This window comes from Brevundimonas sp. (assembly GCF_035999125.1).
Lineage (GTDB): Bacteria > Pseudomonadota > Alphaproteobacteria > Caulobacterales > Caulobacteraceae > Brevundimonas.
Window position 1 is genome coordinate 51,570 of sequence record NZ_DASYGX010000009.1, and the last position, 25,712, is coordinate 77,281.

Genomic DNA, 25,712 nt, shown 5'->3' on the forward strand with positions numbered 1-25,712 from the left:
GCCCGCATGACCCCGTTCCACCATCTATTGTCCAACAATCTGGTCGCCACCGTCACCAACTTCACGGTGTGGTTCGCCCTGACGTTCTGGGTCTGGCTGGAGACGCGGTCGGTGTTCGCGACCAGCATGATCGCGGGGCTGTATCTGGTGCTGACCGCGGGGCTGGCGATCTGGTTCGGAAGCCTGGTGGACCATCATCGCAAGAAGCGGGTCATGCTGGGGTCCAGCGCGGTGTCGGCCAGCCTGTATGCCGTCGCCCTGGGCGTCCTGATCCTGACGCCCGAGGACGCGCGACGCGACGTGGCGAACCCGGCCCTGTGGGCCTTCATCGCCGTGACGATGGGCGGCGTCATCGCCGGGAACATCCGCGCCATCGCCCTGCCGACGCTGGTCACCGTGCTGGTTCCCGAGGACCGGCGCGACAAGGCCAACGGGCTGGTCGGCATGGTGACCGGGATCGGCTTTCTGACGACGTCGGTCATCTCGGGCTTCCTGGTGGCGCGGACGGGGATGGAGGGGACGCTGGTGTTCGCCCTGGCGCTGACGACCGCCGCCTTCGTGCATCTTCGGTTCGTGGGCGTGGACGAGCCCGATCCCCGGGCGGCGTCGGCCAATGCGGACGGCACGCCGGGTCGGCGGCGCGTCGATCTGAAGGGCACCCTGGCCGTGGTCGGGGCCGTGCCCGGCCTGTTCGCCCTGATCCTGTTCGCCACGTTCAACAATTTTCTGGGCGGCGTCTTCATGGCGTTGCTGGACGCCTATGCCCTGTCGATGATGCCGGTGCAGCGGTGGGGCCTGCTGCTGGGCTGCGTCTCGACCGGATTCATCCTTGCGGGCCTGGTCATCTCGCGCACCGGACTGGGCAAGAGCCCGCTGCGGACCCTGATGCTGGTCAATCTGGCGGCCTGGACCTCGGCCGCCCTGTTCACGATCCAGCCATGGATCTGGCTGTTGGCCGTCGGCTGTTTCGTCTGGTTCTTCATCAGCCCCGTCGCCGAGGCGGCCGAGCACACCACCCTGCAGAAGGTCGTGCCGTTCGAGCGGCAGGGACGGGTGTTCGGCTTCGCCCAGTCGGTGGAGCAGGCGGCCAGTCCCCTGACGGCGTTTCTGATCGGCCCCTTGGCCCAGTTCGTGGTGATCCCCTTCATGTCCGACGGCGGCGAAGGCGCGGCGGCGATCGGCGACTGGTTCGGCACGGGGCCGGCGCGGGGCATGGCGCTGATCTTCACCGTGGCGGGGGCGCTGGGCGTCGTGGCCACGCTGGTGGCGTTCAACTCGCCCCAGTATCGGCGGCTGTCGCGGGTCTATGCCGAGAGCGCGGCGTCGTGACCGAGGCCTGCCGCGTCGACGTCTGGCTGTGGCGCGCGCGGTTCGCCAGAACCCGGTCGGCGGCGGCGGCGATGGTCGAGGACGGTCGCATGCGCCTGACCCACCGCGGAGTGCAGACCCGGCTCGACAAGCCCAGCCGCAGCGTCCACGTCGGCGACGTGCTGCTGTTCTCCGCCGGCACGCGCCTGATGGAGGTCGAGGTGCTGGCCTTCGGCGAACGGCGCGGCCCGGCGGAGGAGGCGCGGAGCCTCTGGCGTGACGTCGCGCCACCGGCCGCCGGTTGACAGGCGGAACAAGCGGGGTCATCTGCCCCCTCCGCCTCAGCCACAGCGTTCCCGCCCGCCGCATGACCTACATCGTCACCGACGCCTGCGTCCGCTGCAAATTCATGGACTGCATCGAGGTCTGCCCCGTCGACTGTTTCTATGAGGGCGAGAACTTCCTCGTCATCGCGCCCGACGAATGCATCGACTGCGGCGTGTGCGAGCCGGAATGCCCCGTCGACGCCATCAAGCCCGACACCGAGGACGATCCGGACGGCAAATGGCTGAAGATCAACGCCGACTTCGCCCGGGTCTGGCCGAACATCACGGTCAAGGGCACGCCGCCGGCCGACCGGGAGCAGTTCGAGCGCGAAACCGGCAAGTTCGAGAAGTATTTCAGCGACAAGCCCGGAAAGGGCAGCTGACGCCCCAAAACGAAGCTCGGGGCGAGGATTTGCCCCGGCTTGGCCGTTCGCGCACGGGCCGTTTTGAAATCTTGCGGTTTTGTGATAGGTTGTCTGTCTTGGTCGAGCCTCCGGCGACGGATCGTGTTCGACCGCGTTTGCGACAGAACCCCGGCCATGGAGCCGAGGCGGCCAGAGGTTTGGTGATCCGTTCCGCAGCTGAAGACTGGACCCCTCGACCCGACGGAGCGATCCGCCGGCGCTGGAGGCATGGCCCCGTTTTCGCCGCGCGAAGCGTTCATCCTTTCCCCTCGGTCCGAGAAAGGAACGACATGACGAGCAAGAACGGTCTGGAATTCAAGGTCGGCGACGCGGTCGTCTATCCGGCGCACGGCGTCGGCAAGGTGGCGGCCGTCGAGACCCAGGAAGTGGCGGGCATGAGCCTGGAGGTCTACGTCGTGACCTTCGACCACGAGAAGATGACCCTGCGCGTCCCGACCAAGAAGGCCAAGACCGCGGGCCTGCGCTCGCTGGCCGGCGAGGACATCGTCACCAAGGCCCTGACCACGCTCAAGGGCCGCGCCCGCATCAAGCGCACCATGTGGTCGCGCCGCGCCCAGGAGTATGAGGCCAAGATCAACTCCGGCGACCTGATCTCGATCGCCGAGGTGGTCCGCGACCTGCACCGCGCCGACACCCAGCCTGAGCAGTCGTACTCGGAGCGCCAGCTGTATGAGAGCGCCCTGGACCGCATGGCCCGCGAAGTCGCCGCCGCCAACAAGATCGACAAGGACGCGGCCGTGGCCCTGCTGGGCAAGTCCCTGAGCGCCAAGAAGGCCAACCAGCCGGTGGCCGAGGAAGCCGAAGCCGCCTGATCGACGGGTTCAGCGTCCTGAGAACGAAAGGCCCGGGAGCGATCCCGGGCCTTTTTTCGATGTCACCTCTCCATTCGCGTAAGCGGATGGGGAGGACAGGCGACCGTCAGGTCGCCAGGAGGGAGCGACTCGGTCAGTCGTGATCAGAGCGCGACCTCTCCTTACGGAGACGCCCCCTCCTGGCGCCGGGGCCGCCTGTCCTCCCCGCCGCCCTCAGGCGGCGGGGAGGTGACGCGCGTCAGAAATACTCAGCCCCGGCCGGACAGGTCGCGCTGATGCGGTTGGCGGTGATCGAGGCGGGCAGGTAGGGCGTGCCTCGGGCCAGCTGGGCGCCGCCGCGGAAGGTGAAGCTTTCCTGGCGATAGGTGCCGGACAGACGCACGCGCACGGTGCGGTTCTTGCGGTCGCGGCAGGTGCCTTCGAACCGCGCATTGCCGCCGCCGACCTCGCGCACCGGATAGGTGCAACTCCAGCGGCGCGTCGACAGGCCGCCGAAGAAGCGGTTGATCTCGGACGGGCGGACACATTTGCGCTCGGTGTCGCGCACCCCGACGGCCGAGGTGGTGTATTCCCAATAGCCGGGCAGGACGGTGTCCTGGACCGCCGGAGCGCCCGCGGCGAACGGACGGTCGGAGGCGCCCAGCGCCAGAACGGCGCCGCCGACGGCGGCCAGGGCGAGGAAGCGGGTCTTCATGGCGTCAGATCCCCCAGACGTGGTGAACGGTCATGCTAGGGCTCATATGTGGCGGGATTTGAACGGCGGCTGAACGATCGTCGCTGCGCCGTGCGGCCTTGACGGGCGCGGCGCCGTTCCTCTATACGGCCCCCTCTCGCGCGGGAGGCCCTTCCGCGCGCTTTTGTTTATTGCGTCGTCGACGGGTTCGCCGGCGCTCCGCGAAGGATCTGACGAAATGGCTCGTCGTTGCGAACTGACTGGCGTCGGCCCGATGGTCGGCCACTCGGTCAGCCACTCGAACATCAAGACCAAGCGCCGCTTCCTGCCGTCGTTGAAGACGGTCAAGGTCGCCTCGGAAGCCCTGGGCCAGACCTTCAGCCTGCGCATCTCCAACGCCGCGCTGCGCACGCTGGACTTCAAGGGCGGCCTGGACGCCTACATCGTCAAGGCCCGCGACGAGCAGCTGTCGCCGACCGCCCAGCGCATCAAGCGTCAGGTCCGCGCCAAGCTGGCCGAGAACGCCGCCGCCTGATCGGGCGACGACATCGAGTTCTGAAGAGGCCGGCGGAAACGCCGGCCTTTTTGCCTTTCGAGCCCCTCTCCCGGCGGGAGAGAGACACCGGTTCATGACCATTCCGTAATGGTCGCCGCGATGACTCCCCTTTTCCGGATCGCTGCTTAAGGTCGGCGGACCCGATTTCCGAGGAGTCCGCCGTGGCCGCTTCCCGTCTCGCCCTGATCGCCGCCGCCTGCCTGGCCGTCGCCGCCCCCGCCGTCGCTCAGGACGCGGCGCGGACGTCCACCCCGTTCACGCTGGAGACGGACAATCCCCGCGCGCCGGAGCAGGAGGCGGTGCGGTTCGACAAGATGGAGCTGCATCTGACCGTCCTGCCCGAGCAGAAGGCGGTGCGGGGCGAGAGCGTGCTGGAGTTCGGCGTGCTGGCGCCCACAGACAAGCTGTCGGTCGAGCTGGACACGGTGTTCGACGTGTCTGAGGTCACCGTCGACGGCGTGGTGGTGCCGCGCGAGCGCTGGAGCAACCCGCAGGGGCGGCTGACGGCCCAGCTGCCTCGCCCCCTAGCCGCCGGCCAGACGGTGCGCATGGGCGTCAAATGGGCCGGCAGCCCGCGCGTCGCGCCGCGCGCGCCGTGGGACGGCGGCGTGGTGTGGGCCACCGCGCCCACGGGCGAGCCGTGGGTGGCCTCGGCGTTTCAGCTGAACGGCTGCGACCTGCTTTATCCCTGCATCGACAACTCGGCGGGCGAGCCGGAGGCGGCGGACGTGCGCTTCACCGTGCCGTCGAACGTCTCGGCGCCCGGGCCGGGCACGTTTCAGGGCAAGACCGACAACGGCGACGGCACCACGACCTGGGCCTGGTCGATCGAGCGGCCGAACATCTATGCCATCACCCTGAACGTCGGGCCCTACGTCGAGCGGACCGCCACGTATCAGAGCCGGTTCGGCAATGAGATCCCGATGCATTTCTGGCATCTGAAGTCCGACAAGCCGGAGGACGTGGAACGGCTGTTCGCGGAGTTCCCGCAGATGCTGGACTTCTTCGAGGCCGTGATCGGCCCCTTCCCCTTCGCCGACGAGAAGATGGGCGTGGTGGAGACGCCGCACCTGGGCATGGAGCACCAGACGCTGAACGCCTACGGCAACCAGTACCGGATCGACGGGCGCGGCTATGACTGGCTGCTGCAGCACGAGTTCAGCCACGAATGGTTCGCCAACCAGCTGACCAACTGGAACGCCGACGACATGTGGCTGCACGAGGGGCTGGGCAGCTACATGCAGCCGCTCTATGCGGGCTGGCTGCGCGGCGACCGCTACATGCAGCGCGAACTGGCGGACCAGCGCGACGGCCTGTTGAACCGCGCGCCGATCGTGTCGCGGACGCCCAAGACCGTGAACGACGTCTACAATCGGCCGGGCGGCCCGGGCGGAGACATCTATTCCAAGGGCTCGCTGGTGGCGCACACCCTGCGCATGACGATCGGCGACGAGGACTTCTACGAGTCGCTGCGCATCCTGACCTATGGTCGCGCCGACCCGCGCCCGGGCAATTTCGAGCCCCAGACCCGGTCGACGCCGCAGTACAACCAGATCGTCAACGAGGTGACGGGCCAGAACTACGACTGGTTCTTCAACGCCTATCTGTATGAGGCGTCCCTGCCGGTGCTGACCCAGACGCGGCAGGGGAACCGGCTGGAACTGAGCTGGTCCACGCCGGCCGGCGTCTTCCCCATGCCGCTGGAGGTGTCGGTGAACGGCCAGGTCCGCACCGTGTCGATGACCGGCGGCCGCGGCGCGCTGGACGTGCCGGCCGACGCCGTGGTGGTGATCGATCCCGACAACAAGGTGCTGCGCCAGGATCCGCTGGTCGATCGCCTGCGCCGCCGCTGAGAGGAAGCCGAATGACGAAGACCCTGACCGCCGTTCTGGCGCTGACCGCAGGCCTGTCGCTGACGACCGCGGCCCTGGCGCAGGAGGCCCCGGCCCAGCGCACCTCCACCGAGTGGACCCGCGACAGCAGCCGCCCCCGCGCGCCGGAGCAGGAGGCGATGCGGTTCGACAAGGCGGATCTGGCGTTCAGGATTCTGCCGGAGACGAAGTCGATCGAGGGCGTCTCGACGCTGGACTTCACCGCCACGGCGCCGCTGGAGCGGCTGGCTCTGGACCTGGACGTGCGCTTCGACGTGTCTGAGGTGGCCATCGACGGCCGCGCCCTGCCCCGCTCGGCCTGGACCAATCCCGAAGGGCGGATGACCATCACCCTGCCCCGCCGCCTGCGCGCCGGGCAGTCGGTGCAGGTGCGGGTGACGTATGCGGGCGTGCCCCACCCGGCCCGCAACGCGCCGTGGGACGGCGGCTGGGTGTGGCGCACGGCGCCCTCCGGCGAGCCGTGGATCGCCACGGCCGTTCAGGGCGACGGCTGCGACATGATCTGGCCGTGCATCGACTGGCCGACGGCAGAGCCGCGCCGTGTCGACATGCACTTCACCGTGCCGTCGAACCTGGCCGCGCCGGGGCCTGGGCGGCTGACCGGCAAGCGCGACAACGGCGACGGCACCACGACCTGGAGCTGGTCCGCCGGGCAGATGAACACCTATGCCGTCTCCATCAACGTCGGCCCGTTCGTGGAGAAGACCGCGACCTATCGCAGCCGCTTCGGCAACGACATCCAGATGAGCTACTGGCACCTGCGCTCGGACGATCCGGCCAAGGTGGACGACCTGTTCGCCGAGTTTCCGCTGATGCTGCAGTTCTTCGAGGAGGTGATCGGCCCCTATCCGTTCGGCGACGAGAAGATGGGCGTGGTCGAGACGCCGCATCTGGGCATGGAGCACCAGACGCTGAACGCCTACGGCAACCAGTACCGCAAGGACCACAAGGGCTACGACTGGCTGCTGCACCACGAGCTGGCCCACGAGTGGTTCGGCAACCAGATGACCCATGGGGTGCTGGACGACATCTGGCTTCACGAGGGGCTGGGCACCTACATGCAGCCGCTCTACCTGCGCTGGCTGCACGGCGACCGTCTGTTCCAGGCGGAGCTGATGGGCCAGCGGCTGGGACTGGGCAACGAACACCCGATCGTCTCCGGGCGCACGATCACCGACGAGGAGACCAGCGTCGCCGGGCCGGGCAACGACGTCTACGACAAGGCGTCGCTGGTGGCGCACACCCTGCGGCATCTGATCGGCGACGACGCCTTCTATCGCTCGCTGCGGCTGCTGATCTACGGCCGCGACGATCCGCGTCCGGGCAATTTCGAGCCGCGCTTCGCCTCGACCCGCGAGTACATGGACATCGTCAACCGGGTGACGGGCCAGGATCTGGACTGGTTCTTCGAGGGCTATCTGTACCAGGCGGCCATCCCAGACCTCGTCGAGACGCGCGAGGGCGACCGGCTGACCCTGGAATGGAAGACCGGGAACGGCGCGCCCTTCCCCCTGCCGGTCGAGGTGGAGGTCCGCGGTCAGGTGCAGACCGTGCCGATGACCGGCGGCCGGGGCGAGATCACCCTGCCCGCCGGGGCTCACTACGTCATCGACCCGTACGGAAAGGTGCTGCGCCAGTCGGACGTGGTGGACGAGTTCGAGGCTTGGCAGGCGGCCCAGCGACGGCGGAACTGACGTCAGGCGAAGGACATAAGGAGCGCGGACCTCCAGGTCCGCGTCTTGGAGCCGGCACGCGGACCTGGAGGTCCGCGCTCCAATGACGTCAGCATGTCCTGACGAAAAGTCATGTTGACCTGACATCTAATGAATGTCATGTTATCCTTACATCGCGTCAGGAGGACATGACATGGCGTCCGCACAGTTCACCCCCGCAGCTCGGCGGTACGTGATCCGAACCTTGGCCTTCATGACGGCCTACGTCGCGGTCATGACGTTCGCCATGACGGACGCGTGGGACGCCGCCACGCCGGCCGCCGGCTGGGTGCTGGCGGCGGCCGCTTCAGCCCCGATCGTCGGACAGATCTGGGCGACGCTCGGACTGATGGCCGAGTCCGACGAGTTCGTGCGCGAACTGACGGCCCGCCGCTTCATCGCCGCGACCGGCGCGACGATGGCGCTGGCCACGTTCTGGGGCTTCGGCGAGAGCTTCGCCGACGCGCCCCACGTCTCGGCGTGGATGGTCTATCCCATCTTCTGGGCCTGCTTCGGGGTGATTTCACCCTTCATCCGGAGCACGCGATGAAGAACCGGCTGAAGCTGCTGCGCGTCGAGCGCGGCTGGACGCAGGAGCAGCTGGGTCAGGCGCTGGGCGTGTCGCGACAGGCGGTCAACGCGCTGGAGACCGAGAAGCACGACCCGTCGCTGGACCTCGCCTACCGCATCGCCGTGCTGTTCGAACGGCCGGTGGAAGAGATCTTCGAAAACCCCCACGCCTGATCTCCGGGCGACCCAACCCAAGGAAACACGACCATGATGATCATGCGCCGCTTCGCGGGGCGTGCGACCCTGCGCGCCCTGTTCGCCGCCTCCGCCCTGGCCCTCGCCGTCGGCGGGGCAGCCCTGATCGCGGGCCGGGCCGAGGCCCAGACCGTCGCCCCCGCCGACCCCGTCTTCCGCGACGGCCGCATCTCGGTGGAGGTCATGGGTCAGGGCCCCGACGTGATCCTGATCCCCGGCTTCGCCTCCAGCCGGGAGGTGTGGCGCCCGCTGGCCCAGAGGCTGGCGGCCACGCACCGGGTGCATCTGGTCCAGCTGGCGGGCTTCGCCGGCGAGCCGTGGACGCACGGCGACGGGCCCTTCGTGGCGCCGGTGATCGAGGCCCTGGCCGCCTATGTGGAGACGCAGGGGCTGGAGCGGCCCGCGGTCATCGGCCACTCCATGGGCGGGCTGTCGGCCCTGCTGCTGGCGCAGGCCCGGCCCGATCTGGTCGGCCGGGTCATGAGCGTGGACAGCCTGCCGTTCTTCAGCGCCCTGTTCGGGCCCCAAGTGACGGTCGAGACCGCGCGCCCGTTCGCAGCCCAGGCATCGGCGTCGATGACCGAGCCCGACGACGCCGCCTTCCGCGCCGGCCAGACCCAGGGCGCGAACGGGCTGGCGCGCGATCCGGCGATGCGGCTGGCCATGGTGGAGTGGTCGGTCGCCTCCGACCGCCGGGCCCTGGGGGCCGCCATCTCGGACGTCATGACCACCGACGCGCGGCCGGGGCTGGCCGCCATGAGCACGCCCGTCTGGGCCGTCTATGCCGCCGACGCCGACGGCGGCGCGCCCGCCGCCCTGGCCGACGCGATGTGGACGCGCGAATGGGCCGGCACGCCGAACCTGACGCTGGAGCGCGTCGACGGCGCCCGCCACTTCATCATGGCCGACCAGCCGGAGGCGTTCTTCGCGATCGTGGACCGGTTCCTCGCCCCTTGAGACCGATGTCGACGTTGTCACGCTTGTCGCCGCCTCGGGGAGACGGATTGTCCGGCATTTGTGTCGCCGAATGTATTGCCCGATGGCGAGCGCGTGAGAGCGGTCTCAGCTCAACCGATCCGCCTTCCTCAGCCCCGGGAACAGCCAGCTCCACAGGCCGACGGAGGCGATCGCGGCCGAGCCCCCGAACAGGGCGGCGCCGATCGGGCCCAGGATGCGGACGGCGAAGCCGGTGTAGAACTCGCCCAGCTCGTTCGATGCGCCGATGAACAGCATCGACACGGACGAGACGCGGCCGCGCATCTCGTCGGGCGTGGCCAGCTGGATCAGGGTCTGGCGGATGTTGACGCTGATCATGTCGGCGGCCCCGGCCAGGAACAGGGCGACGCCGGCGACCCAGGCCAGATCGGTCCAGCCGTACGTCATCGCGCCCCAGCCCGAGACGCCGAACGTCAGGGCGGAAAGGCCGAACAGGGCCACCGCGCCGAACATCCAGACGCCGCCCCTCCGCACGATGGGAAAGCGCGCCAGCCAGCCCGCCATCAGCAGGGCGCCGAGGCCGAACGAGGCGCGCAGGATCCCGAACCCCTCGGCCCCCACATGGAAGATGTCGCGCGCGAAGATCGGCGTCAGCAGCGCCACGCCGGCCAGCAGAACCACGACCAGATCCAGCGAGATGGCGCCCAGCACCACCTTGGTGTTCCAGACGTACCTCAGCCCCACGCCGACCGCGTCGAACATGGCCCGCGCGCTGAAGGGCGTGCGCTCGCGCAGCGGCTTGCCCGACGTCCTGATGGTCGAGATGCAGAACAGGCCGACGCCGAACAGGCCGAGCGCGACGGCATAGGCATAGGGCACGGCGACGCCCACGATCAGACCCGCCAGCGCCGGCGCGGCGATGCTGCCGGTCTGGAAAGCGATCGACTGGGCGGCGATCGCGCGCGGCAGGGCGGCGCGGCCGACCACCATCGGCAGGAAAGCCTGGCTGGCCGGCGCCAGGAACGCCCGCGCCGCGCCGAACAGGGCGGCGGTGGCCAGCAGCGCCCACAGCGGCGGGCTCCCGTGCAGGGCCAAGGCCAGGAAGATGGCGGCGCACAGCCCCTCGACCAGGATCGACAGGATCACCGTGCGCTTGCGGTCCAGACGGTCGGCCATCTCGCCCGCCGGCAAGGTCAGGGCCAGAAGCGGCAGGAACTGCACGAGACCGATCAGGCCCAGATACAGGCTGGCCTGCTCGATCGGATGGTCCCGGCGGGCGATGTCGTAGACCTGCCACAGCAGGGCGGCGCCCTGGGTCTGGATCGCCAGCACCGCCGCCAGCCGCCCGACCCACAGGCGGCGGAAGTCGGGATTGCGCCAGGGGTTCGTCCCGTGGGCGTCCCGCGCGTCCTGGGCGACGTCGGTGGTGATCGGCTGGGGCGCCTCGGGTGCGTCCGTCACTTCACCCGGCCCCGCCCCGGGTACGGCGTGCCGTCGCGATGGCGATAGAAGCTCTCCCGCCCGTCGAAGGTCAGGTCGATGTCGGGGTATTCGACCCGGTCGTCGTCCGGATGGCGGCCGCCGACCTCGAGCACCACGGCAAGGCGATCGGAGCGGTTCACGAGGTGATGGCCGTTCGCCACGCCCTTGGGAAAGCCGGCGCAGTCCCCGGCGCGCAGCACCGTCTCGCCGTCGTCCTCGACCAGCACCACCTCGCCCTCCAGAACCATGACGAACTCATCCTCGCCGGAGTGCCAGTGCCGCTGCGACGACCATGTTCCCGGATCGAGTTCCAACCGGTTGACGCCGAACTGGCTCAGGCCGGCCGCATTGCCCAGACGCTTGCGCCGGCGGGCCCGGCAGGGCGCGTCATAGGGTTCGGGATAGGCCGTCCCGTCCCGGCTGGGCGCGGCGGCCAGATCGATCTTGGGCATGGGCCTTCTCCCGTGTGCGCGCACCCCTTAAGCACGAGTCTCATGAGCCTCGCACCCATCGATCCCGTCCAGCTGACCCGCGACCTGATCCGCCGTCCCTCGGTGACTCCGATCGACGCTGGGGCGATGGACGTCCTGCACGGCCTGCTGGAGGACATGGGCTTCGTCGTGCGGCGGATGCCCTTTGAGGGCATCGAGAATCTGTACGCCCGGCGCGGCACGGAGGGACCGAACCTCTGCTTCGCGGGGCACACCGACGTGGTGCCGACGGGCGCGCCGGAGGCGTGGTCGGCCGATCCGTTCGAGGCGGAGCTGCGCGAGGGCGTGGTGATCGGCCGCGGCGCCGTGGACATGAAGGGCGGGATCGCCGCCTGGGTCGCTGCGGTCAGCCGAGTGCTGGCGGCGGGAGAGGTTCCCGGCTCGCTGTCGTTCCTGATCACCGGCGACGAGGAGGGCCCGGCCCTGCACGGCACCAAGCGCGTGGTGCAGGCGCTGCAGGCCGAGGGCGAGGTCGTCGACGCCTGCATCGTGGGCGAGCCGTCGTCGCAGCAGCGCCTCGGCGACATGATCAAGATCGGCCGGCGCGGTTCGCTGAACACCTGGATCACGGTGAAGGGCAAACAGGGTCACGTCGCCTATCCCGACCGCGCGGCGAACCCCGCGCCGGTGCTGGCGCGACTGATGACCGAGCTGGCCGATCACCGGCTCGATGAAGGGTATGTCGCCTTCCAGCCCTCGAACCTGGAGATCACCACGCTCGACGTCGGCAACACGGCGACGAATCTGATTCCGGCCGAGGCGCGGGGGCGGCTGAACATCCGCTTCAACCCCACCCATACGGGCGACGGCCTCATGGCCTGGCTGGACGAACGGGCGAAGGCGGCCGAGGTCCCGGGCGTCACCGTCACGACTGAACACCTGTGGTCCGGCGACGCCTTCTTGACCGAGCCCGGACCCTTCGTACGCATGGTTCAAGACGCAGTGGAGGCGGAGACCGGCGTCCGGCCCGAAGCCTCGACCACCGGCGGCACGTCGGACGCGCGCTTCATCCGCGCCCTGTGCCCGGTGCTGGAGTTGGGTCTGGTCGGCCAGACCATGCACCAGATCGACGAGCGCGTGCCGGTCGCCGAGCTGGAGGCCCTGACCGGCGTCTATGGGCGGGTGATCCGGGGGTTCTTCGCACGCTGATCCTCTCCTTTGGCAGGAGACTGAAAACGCCGGCGGCGATTCCGACGGGCATGCTAACCAGCCTCAATAAGTAAGCGGGTCGGGGATGAGCACTTCGGCCGCAGGAAACAGGCTTAAGAATTCGTCTCGCCACTCCTCTTCATGCCTTCCCGATCCTTCAAGAATTGCTTGGTAAAAGGCGACAACTTGTTCATCAGAAAGAGTTGATGTGATTCGATCGAACTTATCGTGCACAAAAGAAAATTCTCCGTGCTTGCCTACGTAACGGATGATTTCTTGCCACTGCGGGTCTTTTATCGTGTTGATGGACATTGGCGCCTTCACAGTCCTCAGCGCTCCAAATAACTCAGCGCGATCGTCACGTGCGCGCGCACGCCGGTTTCCAGAACGCGCTCGTTGACGTCGAACTGAGGCGAGTGGTTGGGCGGGCTGTCGGCGGGGTTCACGCCGTCGGCCGAGGCGCCCAGGTGGAAGAAGACGCCCGGAACCTTCTGCTGAAAATAGGAAAAGTCCTCGGCCACCGTCGTGGGCGGGGCGGCCGGGTTCACCTTGCCAGGAGACACGGTCTCCAGCACCGGCGTCAGCCAGCCGGACAGCTCCGGATCGTTGTAGACCAGAGCCGCGTTCTGCCGCACCGAGAACTCGGCCGTCGCCCCATGCGCCGCCGCCACGTGGCCGATCGCGGTCTCGGCGCGGGCGACGAGGGCGTTTCTCTGCTCCACGTCGAAGGTGCGCAACGTGCCCGACAGCACCGCCTGATCCGGGATGATGTTGTAGCGGACGCCGGCGTCCAGCGTGGCGATGGTGAAGACCGTCGGCGTCGTGGTCGGATCGACGGTGCGCGCCGTCAGGGTGTTGACGGTCTGCACCACGGCGGCCGAGGCGGCGATGACGTCCACGCCCTTCCACGGCCAGGCGCCATGCGTCTGCCTGCCCTTAAGCACGATGTCGACGCGGTCGGACGCGGCCATGAAGCCCTGTGGCCGCCACCAGATAGATCCCGGCTCGCCCGGCACGACGTGCAGGCCGAAGATGGCCTCGACGCCGAAGCGGTCCAGCACGCCCTCCTGAACCATCAGCGCGGCGCCGCCCAACGGCTCACCGGGAGGCGCCCCCTCCTCCGCCGCCTGGAAGATGAAGACGATGGTGCCCGATATCTGGTCCTTCATGCCCGCCAGAACCTCGGCGGCGCCCATCAGCATGGCGATGTGGGCGTCATGGCCGCAGGCGTGGGCGACCGGCACGGTGTTCCCCATGTAGGTCCCTGTCGCGGTGGAGGCGAAGGGCAGACCCGTCGCCTCCTGCACCGGCAGGGCGTCCATGTCGGCGCGCAAGGCCACCGTCTTGCCCGGCCGGGCCCCGCGCAGCACGCCGACGACCCCCGTCTTGCCCACGCCCTCGTGCACCTCCAGCCCCAGCGACCGCAGGTGGGCGGCGACGGCGGCGGCGGTGCGGTGCTCGGCGAAGCCCAGTTCAGGATTGGCGTGGAAGTCGCGCCGCCAGGCCACGACGTCGGGCATGACGGCGGCGATCGCCGCGTCGGGCGCGCGGACCTGGGCCTGGACCGGCAGGGCCGCGATCAGGGCGGCGGCGACGGCGAGCGTGCGGATCATGAGAAGTCCCCCGGCGTTTCCGGCACGATGCGGCCCTCTTGCGGGGTTGCGCAAGTCGTCCGGAACGTCGATCTGCAGACCATGCCCATCAAGGCCGCCAAGACCCGCTGGCAGGACGTCGTCCTGGTGTGCCGCAAATGCTCGAAGAAGCTGGACGACCAGGGCTTCGGTCCCGACGGCGACAAGCACCTGAAGAAGGCGCTGAAGAAGTATCTGAAGGCGGGCAAGGGCCGGAAGGCCGAGATCACCGTCCGCTGGACAGACTGTTTCGACGTCTGTCCGAAGAAGTCGGTCGTCGCCGTCAACGCCGCCCGTCCGACGGAGCTCCTGGTGATCGCGCCCGGAACGGACCTGCTTGAGATCAAGGCTCGGCTGGGTCTGGACGACGGCCGCCGGCTGAAGGCCCCGCCGCGCCCCTTGGCGGCGGAGTGACCGGGTGAATCTGCGCTCCCAGGCCTTCGCCATCCTTTTTCTGGTCAGCCTGATCGCGGCGGGCGGCAACATGGCGTTGCAATCGGTTCTGCCGACGATCGGGCGTGAGTTCGGCCTGGCCGACACCCTGGTGGCCGGCGCCTTCGCCCTCTCCGCGCTGCTGTGGACGATCGCCAGCCCCATCTGGGCTCGACGGTCGGACGTCTGGGGCCGCAAGCGCACGATCCAGCTGGGTTTGACCGGGTTCGTGGTTTCCATGGCCGGCTTCGGCGTCGCCACGACGGCGGGGCTGGAGGGATGGCTGGGCGCCGGGCTGGCCTTCACCCTGATGGCCACCGCGCGGGCGGTCTATGGCCTGTTCGGTTCGGCCGCGCCCATCGCCTCCCAGGCTTACGTCGCCGACCGCACGACGCCGCAGGAGCGGACGCGCGCCATGTCCATGCTGGCCTCGGCCCAGGGGCTGGGCACGGTGATCGGGCCGACGCTGGCGCCGTTTCTGGTGCTGCCGGTCGTCGGGCTGGCCGGCCCGATGTACGTCTTCGCCCTGATCGGCGCCGGAGTTCTGATCTGGGTGTGGCGGTCCCTGCCCTCCGGGGAAGTGCCGCGTCAGGCGCGGGAACTGCCGCCCAGTCGCCACCTGTGGCGTGACCCGCGCATCTCGGGCCATCTGATGTTCGGCGTCCTGGTCACCGGCGTGCAGGCGGTGAACATCTCCGTCCTGGGCTTCCACGTCATCGACGAGTTGGCCGCCCAGGGCATGAGCGCGACCCAGGCCCAGCCCTTCATCGGCCTGGCGATGTTCGCGGGCGCGGCGGCGACGCTGCTGGCCCAGTGGGGGCTGATCCCCCTGCTGAACATGCAGCCGCGCGGACTGATGCGGTGGGGCGCAGCGCTGGCGCTGGTCGGCAATCTGATGAGTGTGGGGGCCCCGGACTTCTTCGCCGTCGTGGTCGGCTATGCCCTGGTCTCGCTGGGCCTGGGCTTCGCGCGGCCGGGTTTCACGGCGGGGTCGTCGCTGGCGGTCGGTCCCGGCGACCAGGGCGCGGTAGCGGGACTGATGATGGCGCTGGCCGGCATCAGCTTCCTGTTCCCGCCGGTGATCGGGGTGGCGCTGTACGAATGGACCGAGCCGGCGCCGTTCGTGCTCAACCTGGCCATGGCCGGGCTGGCGCTGGTTCTGGCGTTCACGCTCAAGGGCCTGCGCTCGCCGCCGCCCGATCTGCCGGACCGCGAGGAGCGCCCGGCCCCGGACGTCCAACCGGCCAGCCAGCCGGGACCGGAGGGGGCTCGCTGACGGTCTTTTCTCCGCCGCCTGGGCATGCCAGACGACCGTCATGGACATCGCTCGCATCGAAAAGCGCGTCGGGGTGCAGGCCCCGTCCGACCGCATCTGGGATCTGATCGCCGACCTGCCCTCCTGGGACCGCTGGAACCCGGTCGAAACCACCGTCGAGGGAACCATCGCCTTCGGCGGCGACCTGGCCTTGACCGAGACCATAGACGGCGTCGGCGAGCGTCGCGCCGTCGCCAAGGTGACGGAATGGCAGCCGCTGGCCCAGCTGATCTGGGTCGAGAACCGCGGCCTGTGGTTCCGCTCTATCCGCTACTACGAGATCGAGGAGCTGGAACCCGGCGCCTGCATCGTCTCCAACGGCTGGATCTTCAAGGGCCTGCGCGGCGAGATGTTCTTCGACAAGCACCGCGCCAAGCTGAAGCGGGCGGCGGAGTCGATCGGCGAGGCGATCAAGGCGAACGCGGAGGGGTGACCCTTTCGATACCTCACCCGCCCTTGGCCATCGTGTCCTGGATGTTGATGATCGCCGGCGTCAGGATGACGATGAACAGCACCGGCAGGAAGAAGATGATCATCGGCACGGTCAGCTTGGCCGGCAGGGCCGCGGCCTTCTTCTCCGCCGCGGACAGGCGCATCTCGCGGTTTTCCTTGGCCATGGTGCGCAACGCCGTGCCCAGCGGCGTGCCGTAGGTCTCGGCCTGGGTCATGGCGGTGGCGACCGAGCGGACGCCGGGGTGATTGGTGCGTTTGGCCAGCCCCTCATAGGCCATGCGGCGGTCGGGTAGATAGCTGAGTTCGGCCGACAGCAGGGTCAGCTCCTCGGCCAGGTCGATGGACGATCCGCCGATCTCCTGGCTGACCTTCTGGATCGCCGCCTCGATCGACATGCCGGCCTCCACGCAGATCAGCAGCAGGTCCAGCGCGTCCGGGAACGCCTGCATGATCGAGGTGCGGCGCTTGGAGATGCGGTTCTCCAGAAACAGGTTCGGCGCATAGAAGCCGATCACCGTCGCCACGGCCACGGCCAGCACCCGCGTCATCAGCGGCAGGCCGAAGTCGTTGAAGATGAACAGGTAGAAGACTGCCACCGCCAAGAAGACGAACGGCATGGAGAATCGGAAGAAATAAAAGGTCGTCAGCGGTTTGGGCCCACGATAGCCCGCCTGGGCCATCTTCTCGGCGACCTTGGGGTCTTCCAGCAGTTTGGTCAGGTTCAGGCGCTCGACCACGCGCTTCTTGAAGCCGTCGTCCGAGTGGCGCAGGCCGCCCGGCCCCTGACCCTGTTGGGCGATGGCCTGACGCGACCGCCGCTTCAGCTCGTCCCGACGCTCGCCGACGGCCTTCATCCGCTGGTCCAGCTTGGCCCCGCCGCTCATGCCGGTCAGCACGCCCAGGATCGCCGCGAACGCCAGCACCCCGACCGCCAGGCTCAGCAGGTTCTGCGGGTTGGTGAGGAAGCCCATCAGGTCCGACATGTCGCGCTCCTCAGAACTTGAACGCGATCATCTTCTTCATGACGAACACCCCGAGGCTCATCATGAGGACGGCGACCAGAAGCATGAACTGGCCGCGCGGATCGGTGAACATCAGCATCATGTAGGCCGGCGTGGTCAGGGTCACGAGGATCATGACCGCCGGCGGCAGGGAGCCGATGATGCCGGCGGACGCGGTCGCTTCCGACGACAGGGCCTTGATCTTCTCGCCCATCATCTTGCGGGCGCGAAGCACGGTGGTCAGGTTCGACAGCGCCTCGGCCAGGTTGCCGCCCGTCTTCTGCTGGATGGCCATGACGATGGCGAAGAATTTCAGTTCCGGCGTCGGCATGCGCTCGTACATCTTGTCCAACGACTGGCTCAGGGTCTGACCGACGGCCAGAGAATCGACCAGGCGCTGGAACTCCGGCCCCAACGGGGTGGGGCTTTCGCGCGCGATGATCTTGAAGCAGTCGTGCACCGGCAGGCCTGATTTGATGCCGCGCACGATGACGTCGACCGCGTCCGGGAACAGGCTGCCGAACTTCTTCATCCGCCGCTTGCCCAGCATGCCGACGACCCAGCGCGGCAGGCCCAGACCGAAGACGATCGCCAGCCCCAAGGCCAGGATCGGGTTCGCCCCGAACACCAGCGGCAGCAGGCCCGCGATCAGGCCGACCGCCACGCTGACGATGACGAAGGTGCGCAGAGTGATCCCCAGACCCGCCTGCTTAAGCTTGGCGGCCATGGTCATGCGGGCCTTGCGCTGAGCGCGGTCGGCCTCCTGCAGCTGGGTCAGGATCTGCTTGCGCCGGGCTTCCGGCGTGTTCGCGGCCGCGGCGGCCTTCTTGGACTTGGCGTTGTCGGTCTTGGGGCCGCCGAAGGTCTGGGCGCGCTTCAACGCCTGGGCGCTGGAATCGTCGCCGCCGACGAAGACCCAACCCAGCGAGCCGATGACGACGAAGCCGAGGATGCCGGCGAGAATCTCCAGCATCGGCCCTACTCCGCCGCGTCCAGGGCTTCGGCCAGTTCGCGCTCCAGGCCGTAGTAGCGGGCGCGGTCCCAGAAGCGGGGACGGGCGATGCCGGTCGAGCGGTGACGGCCGATGATCTTGCCGTTCTCGTCCTCGCCGGTGATCTCGTAGACGAACAGGTCCTGGGTCACGATCACGTCGCCCTCCAGGCCCACGACCTCGGTGATGTGGGTGATGCGGCGCGAACCGTCGCGCAGGCGGGCGGCCTGGATGATGACGTCGACCGAGCCGACGATCATCTCGCGGATGGTCTTGGACGGCAGGCCGTAGCCGCCCATGGTGATCATGGATTCCATCCGGCTGATGGCCTCGCGCGGGCTGTTGGCGTGCAGCGTGCCCATGGAGCCGTCGTGGCCGGTGTTCATGGCCTGCAGCAGGTCGAAGGCCTCGGGCCCGCGCACCTCGCCGACGATGATCCGTTCGGGACGCATCCGCAGGCAGTTCTTCACCAGGTCCCGCATGGTGATCATGCCCTGCCCCTCGAGGTTGGGCGGACGGGTTTCGAGGCGGACCACATGCGGCTGCTGCAGTTGCAGCTCGGCGGCGTCCTCGCAGGTGATGACGCGCTCGGTCGGGTCGATGAAGGCCGTCAGGGTGTTCAGCAGGGTGGTCTTGCCCGAGCCCGTGCCGCCCGAGATGACCAGATTGCATCGCGACGCGCCGATCACGCCCAGGACGCGGGCCCCTTCCGGGCTGATGGAGGCGTACTCCACCAGGTTCTTCATCGTCAGCTTGTCTTTCTTGAACTTCCGGATCGTCAGGGTCGCGCCGTCGATGGCCAGCGGCGGGGCGATGACGTTGACGCGGCTTCCGTCGGGCAGACGCGCGTCGCAGATCGGGGAGCTCTCGTCCACCCGGCGGCCGACCTGGCTGACGATCCGCTGGCAGATGTTCATCAGCTGGGCGTTGTCGCGGAAACGCACATTGGTCAGCTGGACCTTGCCGCCGACCTCGATGAACACCCGGCCGGCGCCGTTGACCATGATGTCGGCGATGTCGTCGCGGCTCAGCAGCGGCTCAAGCGGACCATAGCCCAGCACGTCGTTGACGATGTCCTGGACCAGATGCTCCTGCTCGGCCACCGACATCGAGACGTTTTTGATCGCCACAAGTTCGGCGACGATGTCGCGGATCTCCTCGGCCGCCGCCTTGGGATCGAGCTGGGCCAGCTGAGCCAGGTCGATCGTGTTCATCAGGGCGTTGAAGATGGTCGTCTTGGTGGCGTGGTAGTAGTCGCTCTGTTCCCGGACGATCTCGGCGACCGCCTGGGCCTTCTTCAGCTGTTCGAAGCCGGGCGTGGCGCGCGGGCCGGGGCCTTCGGCCTTGGGGGCCTGCGGCTGAGGTTTGGGCCGGGACGCCAGGGCGTCGAGGCGATCGGCGGCGGGCGACGTCGCCTTGGGCGCGGACTGGAACAGGGGCGCCGCCTGCGGCTGAGGCGAGGCGGGACGCTCCATGACCTCCGCTTCGCCGCCGAAGGCGAAGGCCTGGGTCTGGACGCCCGGCGCGGGCTGCGACGGCTCGGGCGCGAAGGCGGCGGGCGCGGGTTCGGGCGTAACCGGGCGCAGCGGCGGCGGGGCGGCGCCCGGCTGGCCTGTGCGCTTGCCGAACATGTCAGCCCTTCTTCTTGAACAAGGACCCGAAGATCGACCTGCCCTGGGGCTTGGCGCCCTTGGGGCCGGTCAGCTGGGGCAGCTCGCGGCGCGAGACGATCTGGGCCAGGGTCTGGAAGGCCTCGGCGGCCTTCGATTTGCCGTTCAGGTCCAGGATCATCTGGCCGTTGTTGGCGGCGGCCCCGAAGACCTTGGGCTCGAACGGGATGATCAGGCTGGGGTGGACGCCCAGCGCGGCGCCGAAGTCCTTGGCCGGGATCTCCGGGCGGCCCGGCACGCCGACCTGGTTGAGCACCAGACGCGGCGGCGCGTCGTTGGGCCGCCCCTGTTTGATCAGATCGATCATGTTCTTGGCGTTGCGCAGCGAGGCCAGGTCCGGCGTCGCCACCACCACGACCTCGTCCGCCGCGATCAGCCCGCGCCGCATCCAGCCGGACCACAGGTGCGGCAGGTCCAGAACCACGAAGGGGGCGGTGCCGCGGATCTGGGTCGTGACCTCCTCGAAGGCCTCCGGGCTGACGTCCCAGTCGGCGTCCAGGGTGGCCGGCGCGGCGAACAGGCTCAGCTTGTCGGTGCAGCGGACCATCATCCGGTCCAGCAGGGTCGGGTCCAGACGGTCGGGCTGGCTCAACGCGTCGGCGACGCCGTTCAGCGGATCCTGGTTGAAGTCCAGGCCGGCGGTGCCGAACGGCAGGTCGTAATCGACGATGACGGTGTTGGCGCCGATCCGCTCGGACATGGCATAGGCGGTGTTGTGCGCCACCGAACTGGAGCCCGCGCCGCCGCGGGCTCCGACGAAGGCGATCGTGCGGCCCACGAACGGCTGGGCCGGGTCGGCGAACAGGCCGCCTATGGCCGCGATCAGTTGCAGGGGCTGAAGGGGCGCGACCAGATATTCGCTGACGCCGCGGCGCATCAGCTCGCGGTACAGCAGGATGTCGTTCACCGCGGCGATCACGACCACCTTGGTGCCCGCGTCGCAGACCTCGGCCAGAGAATCGATCTGCCCCAGCAGCGTCATGGGGTCGGCGGTGGATTCGACGATGACCAGCGGCGGGGTCGGTTCGTGGCGATAGGCCTCGACCGCGGCCGGCACGCCGCCGACCCGGACCTGGGTCGTGGCGCGCGACAGGCGGCGGTCCTGTCCGGCGCGCTCGGCGGCGGCCAGGGTGTCCTGACGCTCCGCGAAGACGTGGATGGCGATGCGCGGCACCGCGACGTCGGCGGCCATGGGCGCCAGGGCCGCGCCCGCATGGGCGATCATCTCTCCGACCGGATTGAAGGCGTCGGCGCCGTGCTGGACGACCGCCGGCGCCGCGGGATGGGCGGCGACGGGGGCCAAGGCGGCGGCGGTCGCCGGGAGCGTCTCGGGCGGCGTGAATTGCAGCGGCTCGCGCGGCGCGGGGGCCGCGTCTGGGGCCGGGAACGCCGCGACGGCGCCGGGCTCGGCACGGACGTAGTCCATGTCCAGGTCGAAGGCGTCGTCCTCGAACTCGGTCTGACTGTGGGCGAAGGCGCTGGTCATGCCGTCCCTATTCCACCGCCCGCGAAATGCGGCCCGCGACAAGTTCCTCTTGCGTCGAGGAGGTCGGCTCGCCGGCGCGATAGGAGGCGAAGACCACCGCGGCGCGGCCGGAATCCGACGGCGTCATGCCGCGCGGGCGCACGATGTCGCGAGGGTCGTCGATCTGGGCGGCCAGATTGGCGTTCACCGAGCAGCCCAGACCCGGCGACGGTCCGTTGGAAACCCGCCCGTTCAGCGTGCCGCGCTCGGCGGCGCAGTTCGGGATGACGGCCTGGACGGTTTCGAACCCGACCAGCACGGGAGCCCGCGCGTCGGGCGCGCCGTACGCTTCCACCGTCAAGGCCGAGGCGGGGACGCCGTAGCGGACCAGGGCGTCGTGCACGGTCCAGGCCATGGCGGCCGACACCTGGTCGTCGCCTGAAGGGCTCTGAACGAACAGACGACCGGCGCCGCCCCGCTTCCAGCGATGAGCCAGGGCGACCAGGGCGTCGGTCTGGGCCGCCGACAGGCCGGTCTCGTGGACCGCCAGGGCGATGCGGTCCAGGCCCGGCTCCACCCGCAGAGCATAGCGCGAGGCCGGGGTCAGCGGCGGGGTCTCGCCCTGGAACAAGCCGCCCGTCTGGGCGCAGGCGGCCAGGCCTGCGGAACAGGCGACGGCGATCAGCAGGGTGCGCATGGCGGGCCTCATTCGATCACATAGCCGACCGGACCCTGCCAGCCGGGCGCGGCGCCGGCCTGCGGCGCGGGCACGCCGTATTTCTCGGTCAGACGGCCGAACAGCAGGGTCTGCAGGTCGCCCGAGACGACCAGGCCGTCGGCCGGGGTCTGCATGGCGTTGGGCGAGGTCGGCGACACGATGAAGGCGTCGATGATGATGACCAGCTCGGTTTCGCCGGCCAGATAATCGCGAGAGCGAAAAAGCCCGCCGAGCACCGGCAGGGCGCCGATCCCCGGCAGCTGGTCGATGTTCTGGCGCGTGTCCTCGCGCAGCAGGCCCGCGATCATCAGCGAGCCGCCGGAAGGCAGCTCCACGGTGTTCGAGGTGCGGCGCACGGCCAGGGCCGGGATGACCAGGGCGTTGGGCCCCGTTCCCCCGAGGGTGAAGGCCCCGTTCGTCGTCAGCTCCGACACCTCGGTCGACAGCTGCAGAGAGATGCGGCCGCCCGAGAGAACGATCGGCCGGAACGCCAGCCGCACCCCATAGGGCTTGAATTCGATCAGGATGTTGCCGCGATCGTCGCGGCCGACCGGCACCGGGAACTCGCCGCCGGCCAGGAACTCGGCGTTCTCGCCGGACACCGAGGTGGCGTTGGGTTCGGCCAGGATGCGGATCAGGCCGGTGCGTTCGAAGGCTCGGATCGTTCCGGTGACGCCCTCGCCGTCGTTGTTGGCGTCGTTGTAGGTCAGTTGGCCGCCGCCAAGCTGGCTGCCCGAGACGGCGAAAGTCGCCACGTTCGACAGGCTGAGCCCGTCGCCGATCGTGTTCAGGATGGCGTTGACGTCGAAGCCCAGCTGCTTGACCGCGGTGCGCTGCACCTCGATCACGCGGGCGCGGACGGTGACCTGATCCGAGCCTTCGATGGTCATCATGTTGATGACCTTCTCCGGGCCGCTGACGAAGGCGCGGGCGATCTGGGTGACGCGGTCGGCCTCGCCGGGGCTGGAGACCGTGCCTGTCAGCAGGATGCTGTCGTTGACCGCTTCGGCCCGCACGTTCACGCCCGGCAGCGTCCGGGACAGCGTGTCCTGCAGCGCCGAGACCCCGGCGTCGACCCGGACCCGCAGGCTCAGGATCGCGCGGCCGGACGCATCCAAAAACACCGCGTCGGTCTCGCCGGGCGCCAGGCCGATGATGGTGATGCGGCGCGGCGAGTGCAGCACGGCCTCGGCCACGGCCGGGTTCGACACGATGACGTCGCGCGCGTCGGCGGGCAGGTCGACCGCCATGGAGCTGCCGCGGGGCAGATTGACCAGCTGGGCCGTCGCGCCGGCGGCGACCACGGCGCGCGTCTGGGCCAGGGCCGAGATCGACGGCGCCGTCGGGGCCAGCGCCATGGCGACTGCGGAGATCAGGACGGTCAGGCGTCTCATTGGACCACCACGGTTTCAGGATCGCCGCCGCGGAAGACGCGGACCGTCGTGGTGCGCGGCGTCCGAGCGAGCGAAGGGCCGACGCGTCCGGACGGACCGCCGGTGTCGGCATAGGACCGCAGCACCAGGCTCAGCTCGCCCTCGGACTTGGCCAGGGCCAGGGCCTCGGCGTCGCCGGGGCGGACCTCCAGGGTCGCGGTGGCGCCGACGACGGCCTTCTCGTCGTCGTCGACGCTGGTGGTCTGGTCGATGGCCAGGACCTTGACGTTGGCCATGACGGTGTTGGTGGCGAAGCGGGCGCGGCCGGAATCCTCGCCGGCGGCGTCGGACAGCTTCATCTCGCGCGTCAGCAGAACGTCGACGCGATCGCCGGGCAGGATGAAGCCGCCGGCGGCGGTCTCGACCGTGACGCGGATCGCCATGGCCCGCATGCCGGGTTCCAGATAGGCGGCCAGATAGCCGCTGTCGCCGGCGCGCACGACCTTGCGGTCCAGCATGGCCTCGCCCTGCAGGATCGGCTCGCGGACCACGGCGCCCAGCCAGTCCGACTTTGCGCCGCCCGTGGCGACGTCGGTCGCGGCGCGGGTGACGCGGGCGACGGCGGTCCCGTCGGCGGGCTTCACCTCGGCGGCGGGCTGAGCCGGGATCGGCGTCGTTCCGTCGGTGAAGTGTTCGGGCAGCACCTCGGCGGCCGGCACTTCCTTCCATTCCATGTCGTCGGCGCTCAGCCGCTTTCCGGGCTCCAGATCGCGCGCGGCGACCAGTATCTTGGCCATGGGAACGGCGGGCGCGGGGGCGGCGGCGGCGACCTGGGTCGGCTCTCCCGAGCCCGAGCCCATGGCGCGCACGACGAAGGCCAGGCCGATGGCGGCCACGGCTGCGACGCAGATCACGGCGATGCGGGCGGGTTTCATCCACGGTCTCCGACACGGGCGAATCGCGGAGGTTCCACCTCCGGCGCCTGCGTTAAGACAATGGCGGGCCGCGGGTTAACGTGCCCCTAAACGGCGGTCTCTCAGACGCCGGCGGCGTACATGCTCATCAGCGGGCTGGCCGGCCAGGCCATCAGGGCGCCGGCGGCGATCGCCACGCCGTAGGGGATGTCGCCCTTGGGGGCCATCAGACGGACCACCCATCCCGGAGCCCCGGCCGGCAGCGCCGTCTGCGCCTGGAAGCGGGCGAAGATCAGGAACAGGCAGAACAGACCGCCCATCAGCCCGGTCCACAGCAGGAACATTCCTGAGCCCGACACGCCCAGCCAGAGGCACGCGGCGGCGGTCAGCTTGGCGTCGCCGCCGCCGATCCAGCGCAGGGCGAACATGCCGGCCGTCACGCACAGGGCGACCATAGCCACGCCCAAATGCGCAGCGACGGCCATGACGGGCAGGCCCATCAGCAGCGCCACGGGGAAGAAGGTCACGACCAAGGTCGCCGAGATCCAGTTCGGGATTGTCATGGACGTCAGGTCCTTCAGTCCGGCGAAAATCACGAGCGCGGGAAGAAGGCTGAGCGGGAGAAAGAGGATCGGGTCCATCAGGGCAATCTGCCCCATCGCGGTTAAGGTCCGTTGAATCGAAGAAGGCCCGAGCGTCGCCCGGGCCTTCCGCGGGTTCAGAGAGTCGATTTAAGCGCCGGCGGTGCCGCCCATGCCGGTCACCACCTCGTTGAACTTGGTCTTGATGGTCGAGCCCAGAGCGGTCACGGCCGTGATGATCACGACGGCGATCAGGGCGGCGATCAGGCCGTACTCGATGGCGGTGGCGCCGGACTCGTCGTTCAGGAGCGTCTCGATGAAGCGGGTCATTTTCTGTCTCCGCGGGTTGATGGACGACGCGGGGAGGCCCCGCGTAAGGCCAAGCTGCGCCCCAGGTCTTACCGATCGACGACCAAACGTGGTGACGCGCGCGGACACCATGATGCGGCGACGTCTCCCGAAATGCGAAGAGCCGGGGCCCGAAGGCCCCGGCTCCCCGAGGTTTCAAGACTGGACGTCCGCGGCTTAGGCGCCGGCGGTGCCGCCCATGCCGGTCACGACGGCGTTGAACTTGGTCTTGATGGTCGAGCCCAGGGCGGTCACGGCCGTGATGATCACGACGGCGATCAGGGCGGCGATCA

At 69.1% G+C, this 25,712-nt stretch carries 29 protein-coding genes; 14 read left to right on the forward strand and 15 right to left on the reverse strand.

The genetic code is table 11. The features are described 5' to 3' along the window. Positions 1–6: 6 nt before the first annotated feature. The 4 genes from VGN45_RS08875 (at position 7) to VGN45_RS08890 (ending at position 2,871) form a co-directional block, all read left to right on the forward strand. The gene (locus VGN45_RS08875; RefSeq protein WP_327461523.1) at positions 7–1,329 is read left to right on the forward strand and encodes an MFS transporter; all 1,323 of its coding nucleotides are present in this window, start codon (positions 7–9) and stop codon (positions 1,327–1,329) included. Beyond that, the gene (locus tag VGN45_RS08880; protein ID WP_327461525.1) at positions 1,326–1,613 is read left to right on the forward strand and encodes an RNA-binding S4 domain-containing protein; all 288 of its coding nucleotides are present in this window, start codon (positions 1,326–1,328) and stop codon (positions 1,611–1,613) included. The genes VGN45_RS08875 and VGN45_RS08880 overlap by 4 nt, the downstream gene beginning before the upstream one ends. 62 nt (positions 1,614–1,675) lie before the next feature. Continuing rightward, the gene (fdxA, locus tag VGN45_RS08885; protein ID WP_327461527.1) at positions 1,676–2,017 is read left to right on the forward strand and encodes a ferredoxin FdxA; all 342 of its coding nucleotides are present in this window, start codon (positions 1,676–1,678) and stop codon (positions 2,015–2,017) included. 311 nt (positions 2,018–2,328) lie between these two features. Next, a complete protein-coding gene (locus VGN45_RS08890; protein WP_327461529.1) occupies positions 2,329–2,871 on the forward strand; it encodes a CarD family transcriptional regulator in 543 nt (180 codons plus the stop codon). A 238-nt stretch (positions 2,872–3,109) separates the two neighbouring features. On the opposite strand, the gene VGN45_RS08895 is transcribed toward VGN45_RS08890, so the two are convergent. Further along, positions 3,110–3,565: a DUF3617 domain-containing protein gene (locus VGN45_RS08895; protein WP_327461531.1), complete on the reverse strand. Its 456-nt coding sequence runs from the start codon at positions 3,563–3,565 to the stop codon at positions 3,110–3,112. Between the two features lie 217 nt (positions 3,566–3,782). Between VGN45_RS08895 and rpmB the strand changes: the two genes are divergently transcribed. From rpmB to VGN45_RS08925, 6 genes are all read left to right on the forward strand, one after another. Beyond that, complete coding sequence (gene rpmB / locus VGN45_RS08900) at positions 3,783–4,079, forward strand: 50S ribosomal protein L28 (protein ID WP_327448654.1); 297 nt, start codon at positions 3,783–3,785, stop codon at positions 4,077–4,079. Between the two features lie 182 nt (positions 4,080–4,261). Further along, positions 4,262–5,953: a M1 family metallopeptidase gene (locus VGN45_RS08905; RefSeq protein WP_327461534.1), complete on the forward strand. Its 1,692-nt coding sequence runs from the start codon at positions 4,262–4,264 to the stop codon at positions 5,951–5,953. A gap of 11 nt (positions 5,954–5,964) precedes the next feature. Further along, a complete protein-coding gene (locus tag VGN45_RS08910) occupies positions 5,965–7,686 on the forward strand; it encodes a M1 family metallopeptidase (protein WP_327461536.1) in 1,722 nt (573 codons plus the stop codon). A 172-nt stretch (positions 7,687–7,858) separates the two neighbouring features. Continuing rightward, complete coding sequence (locus VGN45_RS08915; RefSeq protein ID WP_327461538.1) at positions 7,859–8,254, forward strand: hypothetical protein; 396 nt, start codon at positions 7,859–7,861, stop codon at positions 8,252–8,254. After that, complete coding sequence (locus tag VGN45_RS08920; protein ID WP_327461540.1) at positions 8,251–8,448, forward strand: helix-turn-helix transcriptional regulator; 198 nt, start codon at positions 8,251–8,253, stop codon at positions 8,446–8,448. The genes VGN45_RS08915 and VGN45_RS08920 overlap by 4 nt, the downstream gene beginning before the upstream one ends. A gap of 33 nt (positions 8,449–8,481) precedes the next feature. Beyond that, the gene (locus VGN45_RS08925; RefSeq protein WP_327461542.1) at positions 8,482–9,426 is read left to right on the forward strand and encodes an alpha/beta hydrolase; all 945 of its coding nucleotides are present in this window, start codon (positions 8,482–8,484) and stop codon (positions 9,424–9,426) included. A gap of 105 nt (positions 9,427–9,531) precedes the next feature. Here VGN45_RS08925 and VGN45_RS08930 read toward each other — a convergent pair whose 3' ends face one another. Continuing rightward, positions 9,532–10,866 carry an MFS transporter gene (locus tag VGN45_RS08930; RefSeq protein WP_327461544.1) on the reverse strand — a complete coding sequence of 445 codons (1,335 nt, stop codon included), beginning with the start codon at positions 10,864–10,866 and terminating at the stop codon, positions 9,532–9,534. Beyond that, positions 10,863–11,339, reverse strand: coding sequence for a cupin domain-containing protein (locus VGN45_RS08935; protein ID WP_327461546.1), 477 nt, complete (start codon positions 11,337–11,339; stop codon positions 10,863–10,865). Before VGN45_RS08935 ends, VGN45_RS08930 begins: the two co-directional genes overlap by 4 nt. Positions 11,340–11,381: 42 nt before the next feature. Between VGN45_RS08935 and dapE the strand changes: the two genes are divergently transcribed. Beyond that, on the forward strand, positions 11,382–12,527 hold the full coding sequence (gene dapE / locus VGN45_RS08940) for a succinyl-diaminopimelate desuccinylase (RefSeq protein ID WP_327461548.1): 1,146 nt from the start codon (positions 11,382–11,384) through the stop codon (positions 12,525–12,527). Between the two features lie 63 nt (positions 12,528–12,590). Here the strand turns inward: dapE and VGN45_RS08945 are convergent, their stop codons facing one another. Further along, positions 12,591–12,839, reverse strand: a complete 249-nt coding sequence (locus tag VGN45_RS08945; RefSeq protein WP_327461550.1) for a hypothetical protein — start codon at positions 12,837–12,839, stop codon at positions 12,591–12,593. A gap of 17 nt (positions 12,840–12,856) precedes the next feature. Next, a complete protein-coding gene (locus VGN45_RS08950; RefSeq protein ID WP_327461552.1) occupies positions 12,857–14,140 on the reverse strand; it encodes an amidohydrolase in 1,284 nt (427 codons plus the stop codon). Positions 14,141–14,221: 81 nt separating this feature from the next. Between VGN45_RS08950 and VGN45_RS08955 the strand changes: the two genes are divergently transcribed. The 3 genes from VGN45_RS08955 to VGN45_RS08965 are packed head-to-tail and all read left to right on the forward strand — an operon-like array spanning position 14,222 to position 16,338. Next, complete coding sequence (locus VGN45_RS08955) at positions 14,222–14,572, forward strand: hypothetical protein (RefSeq protein ID WP_327461554.1); 351 nt, start codon at positions 14,222–14,224, stop codon at positions 14,570–14,572. A 4-nt stretch (positions 14,573–14,576) separates the two neighbouring features. Then, a complete protein-coding gene (locus VGN45_RS08960; protein WP_327461557.1) occupies positions 14,577–15,866 on the forward strand; it encodes an MFS transporter in 1,290 nt (429 codons plus the stop codon). Between the two features lie 40 nt (positions 15,867–15,906). Further along, positions 15,907–16,338 carry an SRPBCC domain-containing protein gene (locus VGN45_RS08965; protein ID WP_327461559.1) on the forward strand — a complete coding sequence of 144 codons (432 nt, stop codon included), beginning with the start codon at positions 15,907–15,909 and terminating at the stop codon, positions 16,336–16,338. Between the two features lie 13 nt (positions 16,339–16,351). Here VGN45_RS08965 and VGN45_RS08970 read toward each other — a convergent pair whose 3' ends face one another. The 10 genes from VGN45_RS08970 to VGN45_RS14680 form a co-directional block, all read right to left on the reverse strand. Then, positions 16,352–17,341: a type II secretion system F family protein gene (locus tag VGN45_RS08970; RefSeq protein ID WP_327461561.1), complete on the reverse strand. Its 990-nt coding sequence runs from the start codon at positions 17,339–17,341 to the stop codon at positions 16,352–16,354. Between the two features lie 10 nt (positions 17,342–17,351). Then, the gene (locus tag VGN45_RS08975) at positions 17,352–18,332 is read right to left on the reverse strand and encodes a type II secretion system F family protein (protein WP_327461563.1); all 981 of its coding nucleotides are present in this window, start codon (positions 18,330–18,332) and stop codon (positions 17,352–17,354) included. 5 nt (positions 18,333–18,337) lie between these two features. Continuing rightward, a complete protein-coding gene (locus tag VGN45_RS08980) occupies positions 18,338–19,981 on the reverse strand; it encodes an ATPase, T2SS/T4P/T4SS family (protein ID WP_327461566.1) in 1,644 nt (547 codons plus the stop codon). Between the two features lies 1 nt (position 19,982). Continuing rightward, entirely contained in the window at positions 19,983–21,506 is a 1,524-nt protein-coding gene (locus VGN45_RS08985; protein WP_327461568.1) for an AAA family ATPase, read from the reverse strand. Positions 21,507–21,513: 7 nt separating this feature from the next. Further along, complete coding sequence (locus VGN45_RS08990; protein WP_327461570.1) at positions 21,514–22,182, reverse strand: CpaD family pilus assembly protein; 669 nt, start codon at positions 22,180–22,182, stop codon at positions 21,514–21,516. An 8-nt stretch (positions 22,183–22,190) separates the two neighbouring features. Continuing rightward, complete coding sequence (locus VGN45_RS08995; RefSeq protein ID WP_327461572.1) at positions 22,191–23,597, reverse strand: type II and III secretion system protein family protein; 1,407 nt, start codon at positions 23,595–23,597, stop codon at positions 22,191–22,193. After that, positions 23,594–24,511 (reverse strand): Flp pilus assembly protein CpaB, encoded by a 918-nt coding sequence (cpaB, locus tag VGN45_RS09000; RefSeq protein WP_327461574.1) that lies wholly within the window; start codon positions 24,509–24,511, stop codon positions 23,594–23,596. The genes VGN45_RS08995 and cpaB overlap by 4 nt, the downstream gene beginning before the upstream one ends. Before the next feature lie 101 nt (positions 24,512–24,612). Next, a complete protein-coding gene (locus VGN45_RS09005) occupies positions 24,613–25,149 on the reverse strand; it encodes an A24 family peptidase (protein ID WP_327461576.1) in 537 nt (178 codons plus the stop codon). A 72-nt stretch (positions 25,150–25,221) separates the two neighbouring features. After that, positions 25,222–25,401: a Flp family type IVb pilin gene (locus VGN45_RS09010; RefSeq protein WP_327461578.1), complete on the reverse strand. Its 180-nt coding sequence runs from the start codon at positions 25,399–25,401 to the stop codon at positions 25,222–25,224. 195 nt (positions 25,402–25,596) lie between these two features. Further along, a complete protein-coding gene (locus VGN45_RS14680) occupies positions 25,597–25,710 on the reverse strand; it encodes a hypothetical protein (RefSeq protein WP_414643421.1) in 114 nt (37 codons plus the stop codon). Positions 25,711–25,712: the final 2 nt, after the last annotated feature.

Bases quoted from the DNA above. Each gene is read 5' to 3' on its own strand.
- VGN45_RS08975 (WP_327461563.1), bottom strand. From the start codon at position 18,332: ATGCTGGAGATTCTCGCCGGCATCCTCGGCTTCGTCGTCATCGGCTCG.
- VGN45_RS09005 (WP_327461576.1), bottom strand. From the start codon at position 25,149: ATGGGGCAGATTGCCCTGATGGACCCGATCCTCTTTCTCCCGCTCAGC.
- VGN45_RS08875 (WP_327461523.1), top strand. From the start codon at position 7: ATGACCCCGTTCCACCATCTATTGTCCAACAATCTGGTCGCCACCGTC.
- VGN45_RS08920 (WP_327461540.1), top strand. From the start codon at position 8,251: ATGAAGAACCGGCTGAAGCTGCTGCGCGTCGAGCGCGGCTGGACGCAG.
- VGN45_RS08990 (WP_327461570.1), bottom strand. From the start codon at position 22,182: ATGCGCACCCTGCTGATCGCCGTCGCCTGTTCCGCAGGCCTGGCCGCC.
- fdxA (WP_327461527.1), top strand. From the start codon at position 1,676: ATGACCTACATCGTCACCGACGCCTGCGTCCGCTGCAAATTCATGGAC.
- VGN45_RS08915 (WP_327461538.1), top strand. From the start codon at position 7,859: ATGGCGTCCGCACAGTTCACCCCCGCAGCTCGGCGGTACGTGATCCGA.
- rpmB (WP_327448654.1), top strand. From the start codon at position 3,783: ATGGCTCGTCGTTGCGAACTGACTGGCGTCGGCCCGATGGTCGGCCAC.
- dapE (WP_327461548.1), top strand. From the start codon at position 11,382: ATGAGCCTCGCACCCATCGATCCCGTCCAGCTGACCCGCGACCTGATC.
- VGN45_RS08980 (WP_327461566.1), bottom strand. From the start codon at position 19,981: ATGTTCGGCAAGCGCACAGGCCAGCCGGGCGCCGCCCCGCCGCCGCTG.
- VGN45_RS08995 (WP_327461572.1), bottom strand. From the start codon at position 23,597: ATGAGACGCCTGACCGTCCTGATCTCCGCAGTCGCCATGGCGCTGGCC.
- VGN45_RS08910 (WP_327461536.1), top strand. From the start codon at position 5,965: ATGACGAAGACCCTGACCGCCGTTCTGGCGCTGACCGCAGGCCTGTCG.
- cpaB (WP_327461574.1), bottom strand. From the start codon at position 24,511: ATGAAACCCGCCCGCATCGCCGTGATCTGCGTCGCAGCCGTGGCCGCC.
- VGN45_RS08965 (WP_327461559.1), top strand. From the start codon at position 15,907: ATGGACATCGCTCGCATCGAAAAGCGCGTCGGGGTGCAGGCCCCGTCC.
- VGN45_RS08925 (WP_327461542.1), top strand. From the start codon at position 8,482: ATGATGATCATGCGCCGCTTCGCGGGGCGTGCGACCCTGCGCGCCCTG.
- VGN45_RS08945 (WP_327461550.1), bottom strand. From the start codon at position 12,839: ATGTCCATCAACACGATAAAAGACCCGCAGTGGCAAGAAATCATCCGT.
- VGN45_RS08955 (WP_327461554.1), top strand. From the start codon at position 14,222: ATGCCCATCAAGGCCGCCAAGACCCGCTGGCAGGACGTCGTCCTGGTG.
- VGN45_RS08890 (WP_327461529.1), top strand. From the start codon at position 2,329: ATGACGAGCAAGAACGGTCTGGAATTCAAGGTCGGCGACGCGGTCGTC.
- VGN45_RS08950 (WP_327461552.1), bottom strand. From the start codon at position 14,140: ATGATCCGCACGCTCGCCGTCGCCGCCGCCCTGATCGCGGCCCTGCCG.
- VGN45_RS08895 (WP_327461531.1), bottom strand. From the start codon at position 3,565: ATGAAGACCCGCTTCCTCGCCCTGGCCGCCGTCGGCGGCGCCGTTCTG.
- VGN45_RS08970 (WP_327461561.1), bottom strand. From the start codon at position 17,341: ATGTCGGACCTGATGGGCTTCCTCACCAACCCGCAGAACCTGCTGAGC.
- VGN45_RS08985 (WP_327461568.1), bottom strand. From the start codon at position 21,506: ATGACCAGCGCCTTCGCCCACAGTCAGACCGAGTTCGAGGACGACGCC.
- VGN45_RS08935 (WP_327461546.1), bottom strand. From the start codon at position 11,339: ATGCCCAAGATCGATCTGGCCGCCGCGCCCAGCCGGGACGGGACGGCC.
- VGN45_RS09010 (WP_327461578.1), bottom strand. From the start codon at position 25,401: ATGACCCGCTTCATCGAGACGCTCCTGAACGACGAGTCCGGCGCCACC.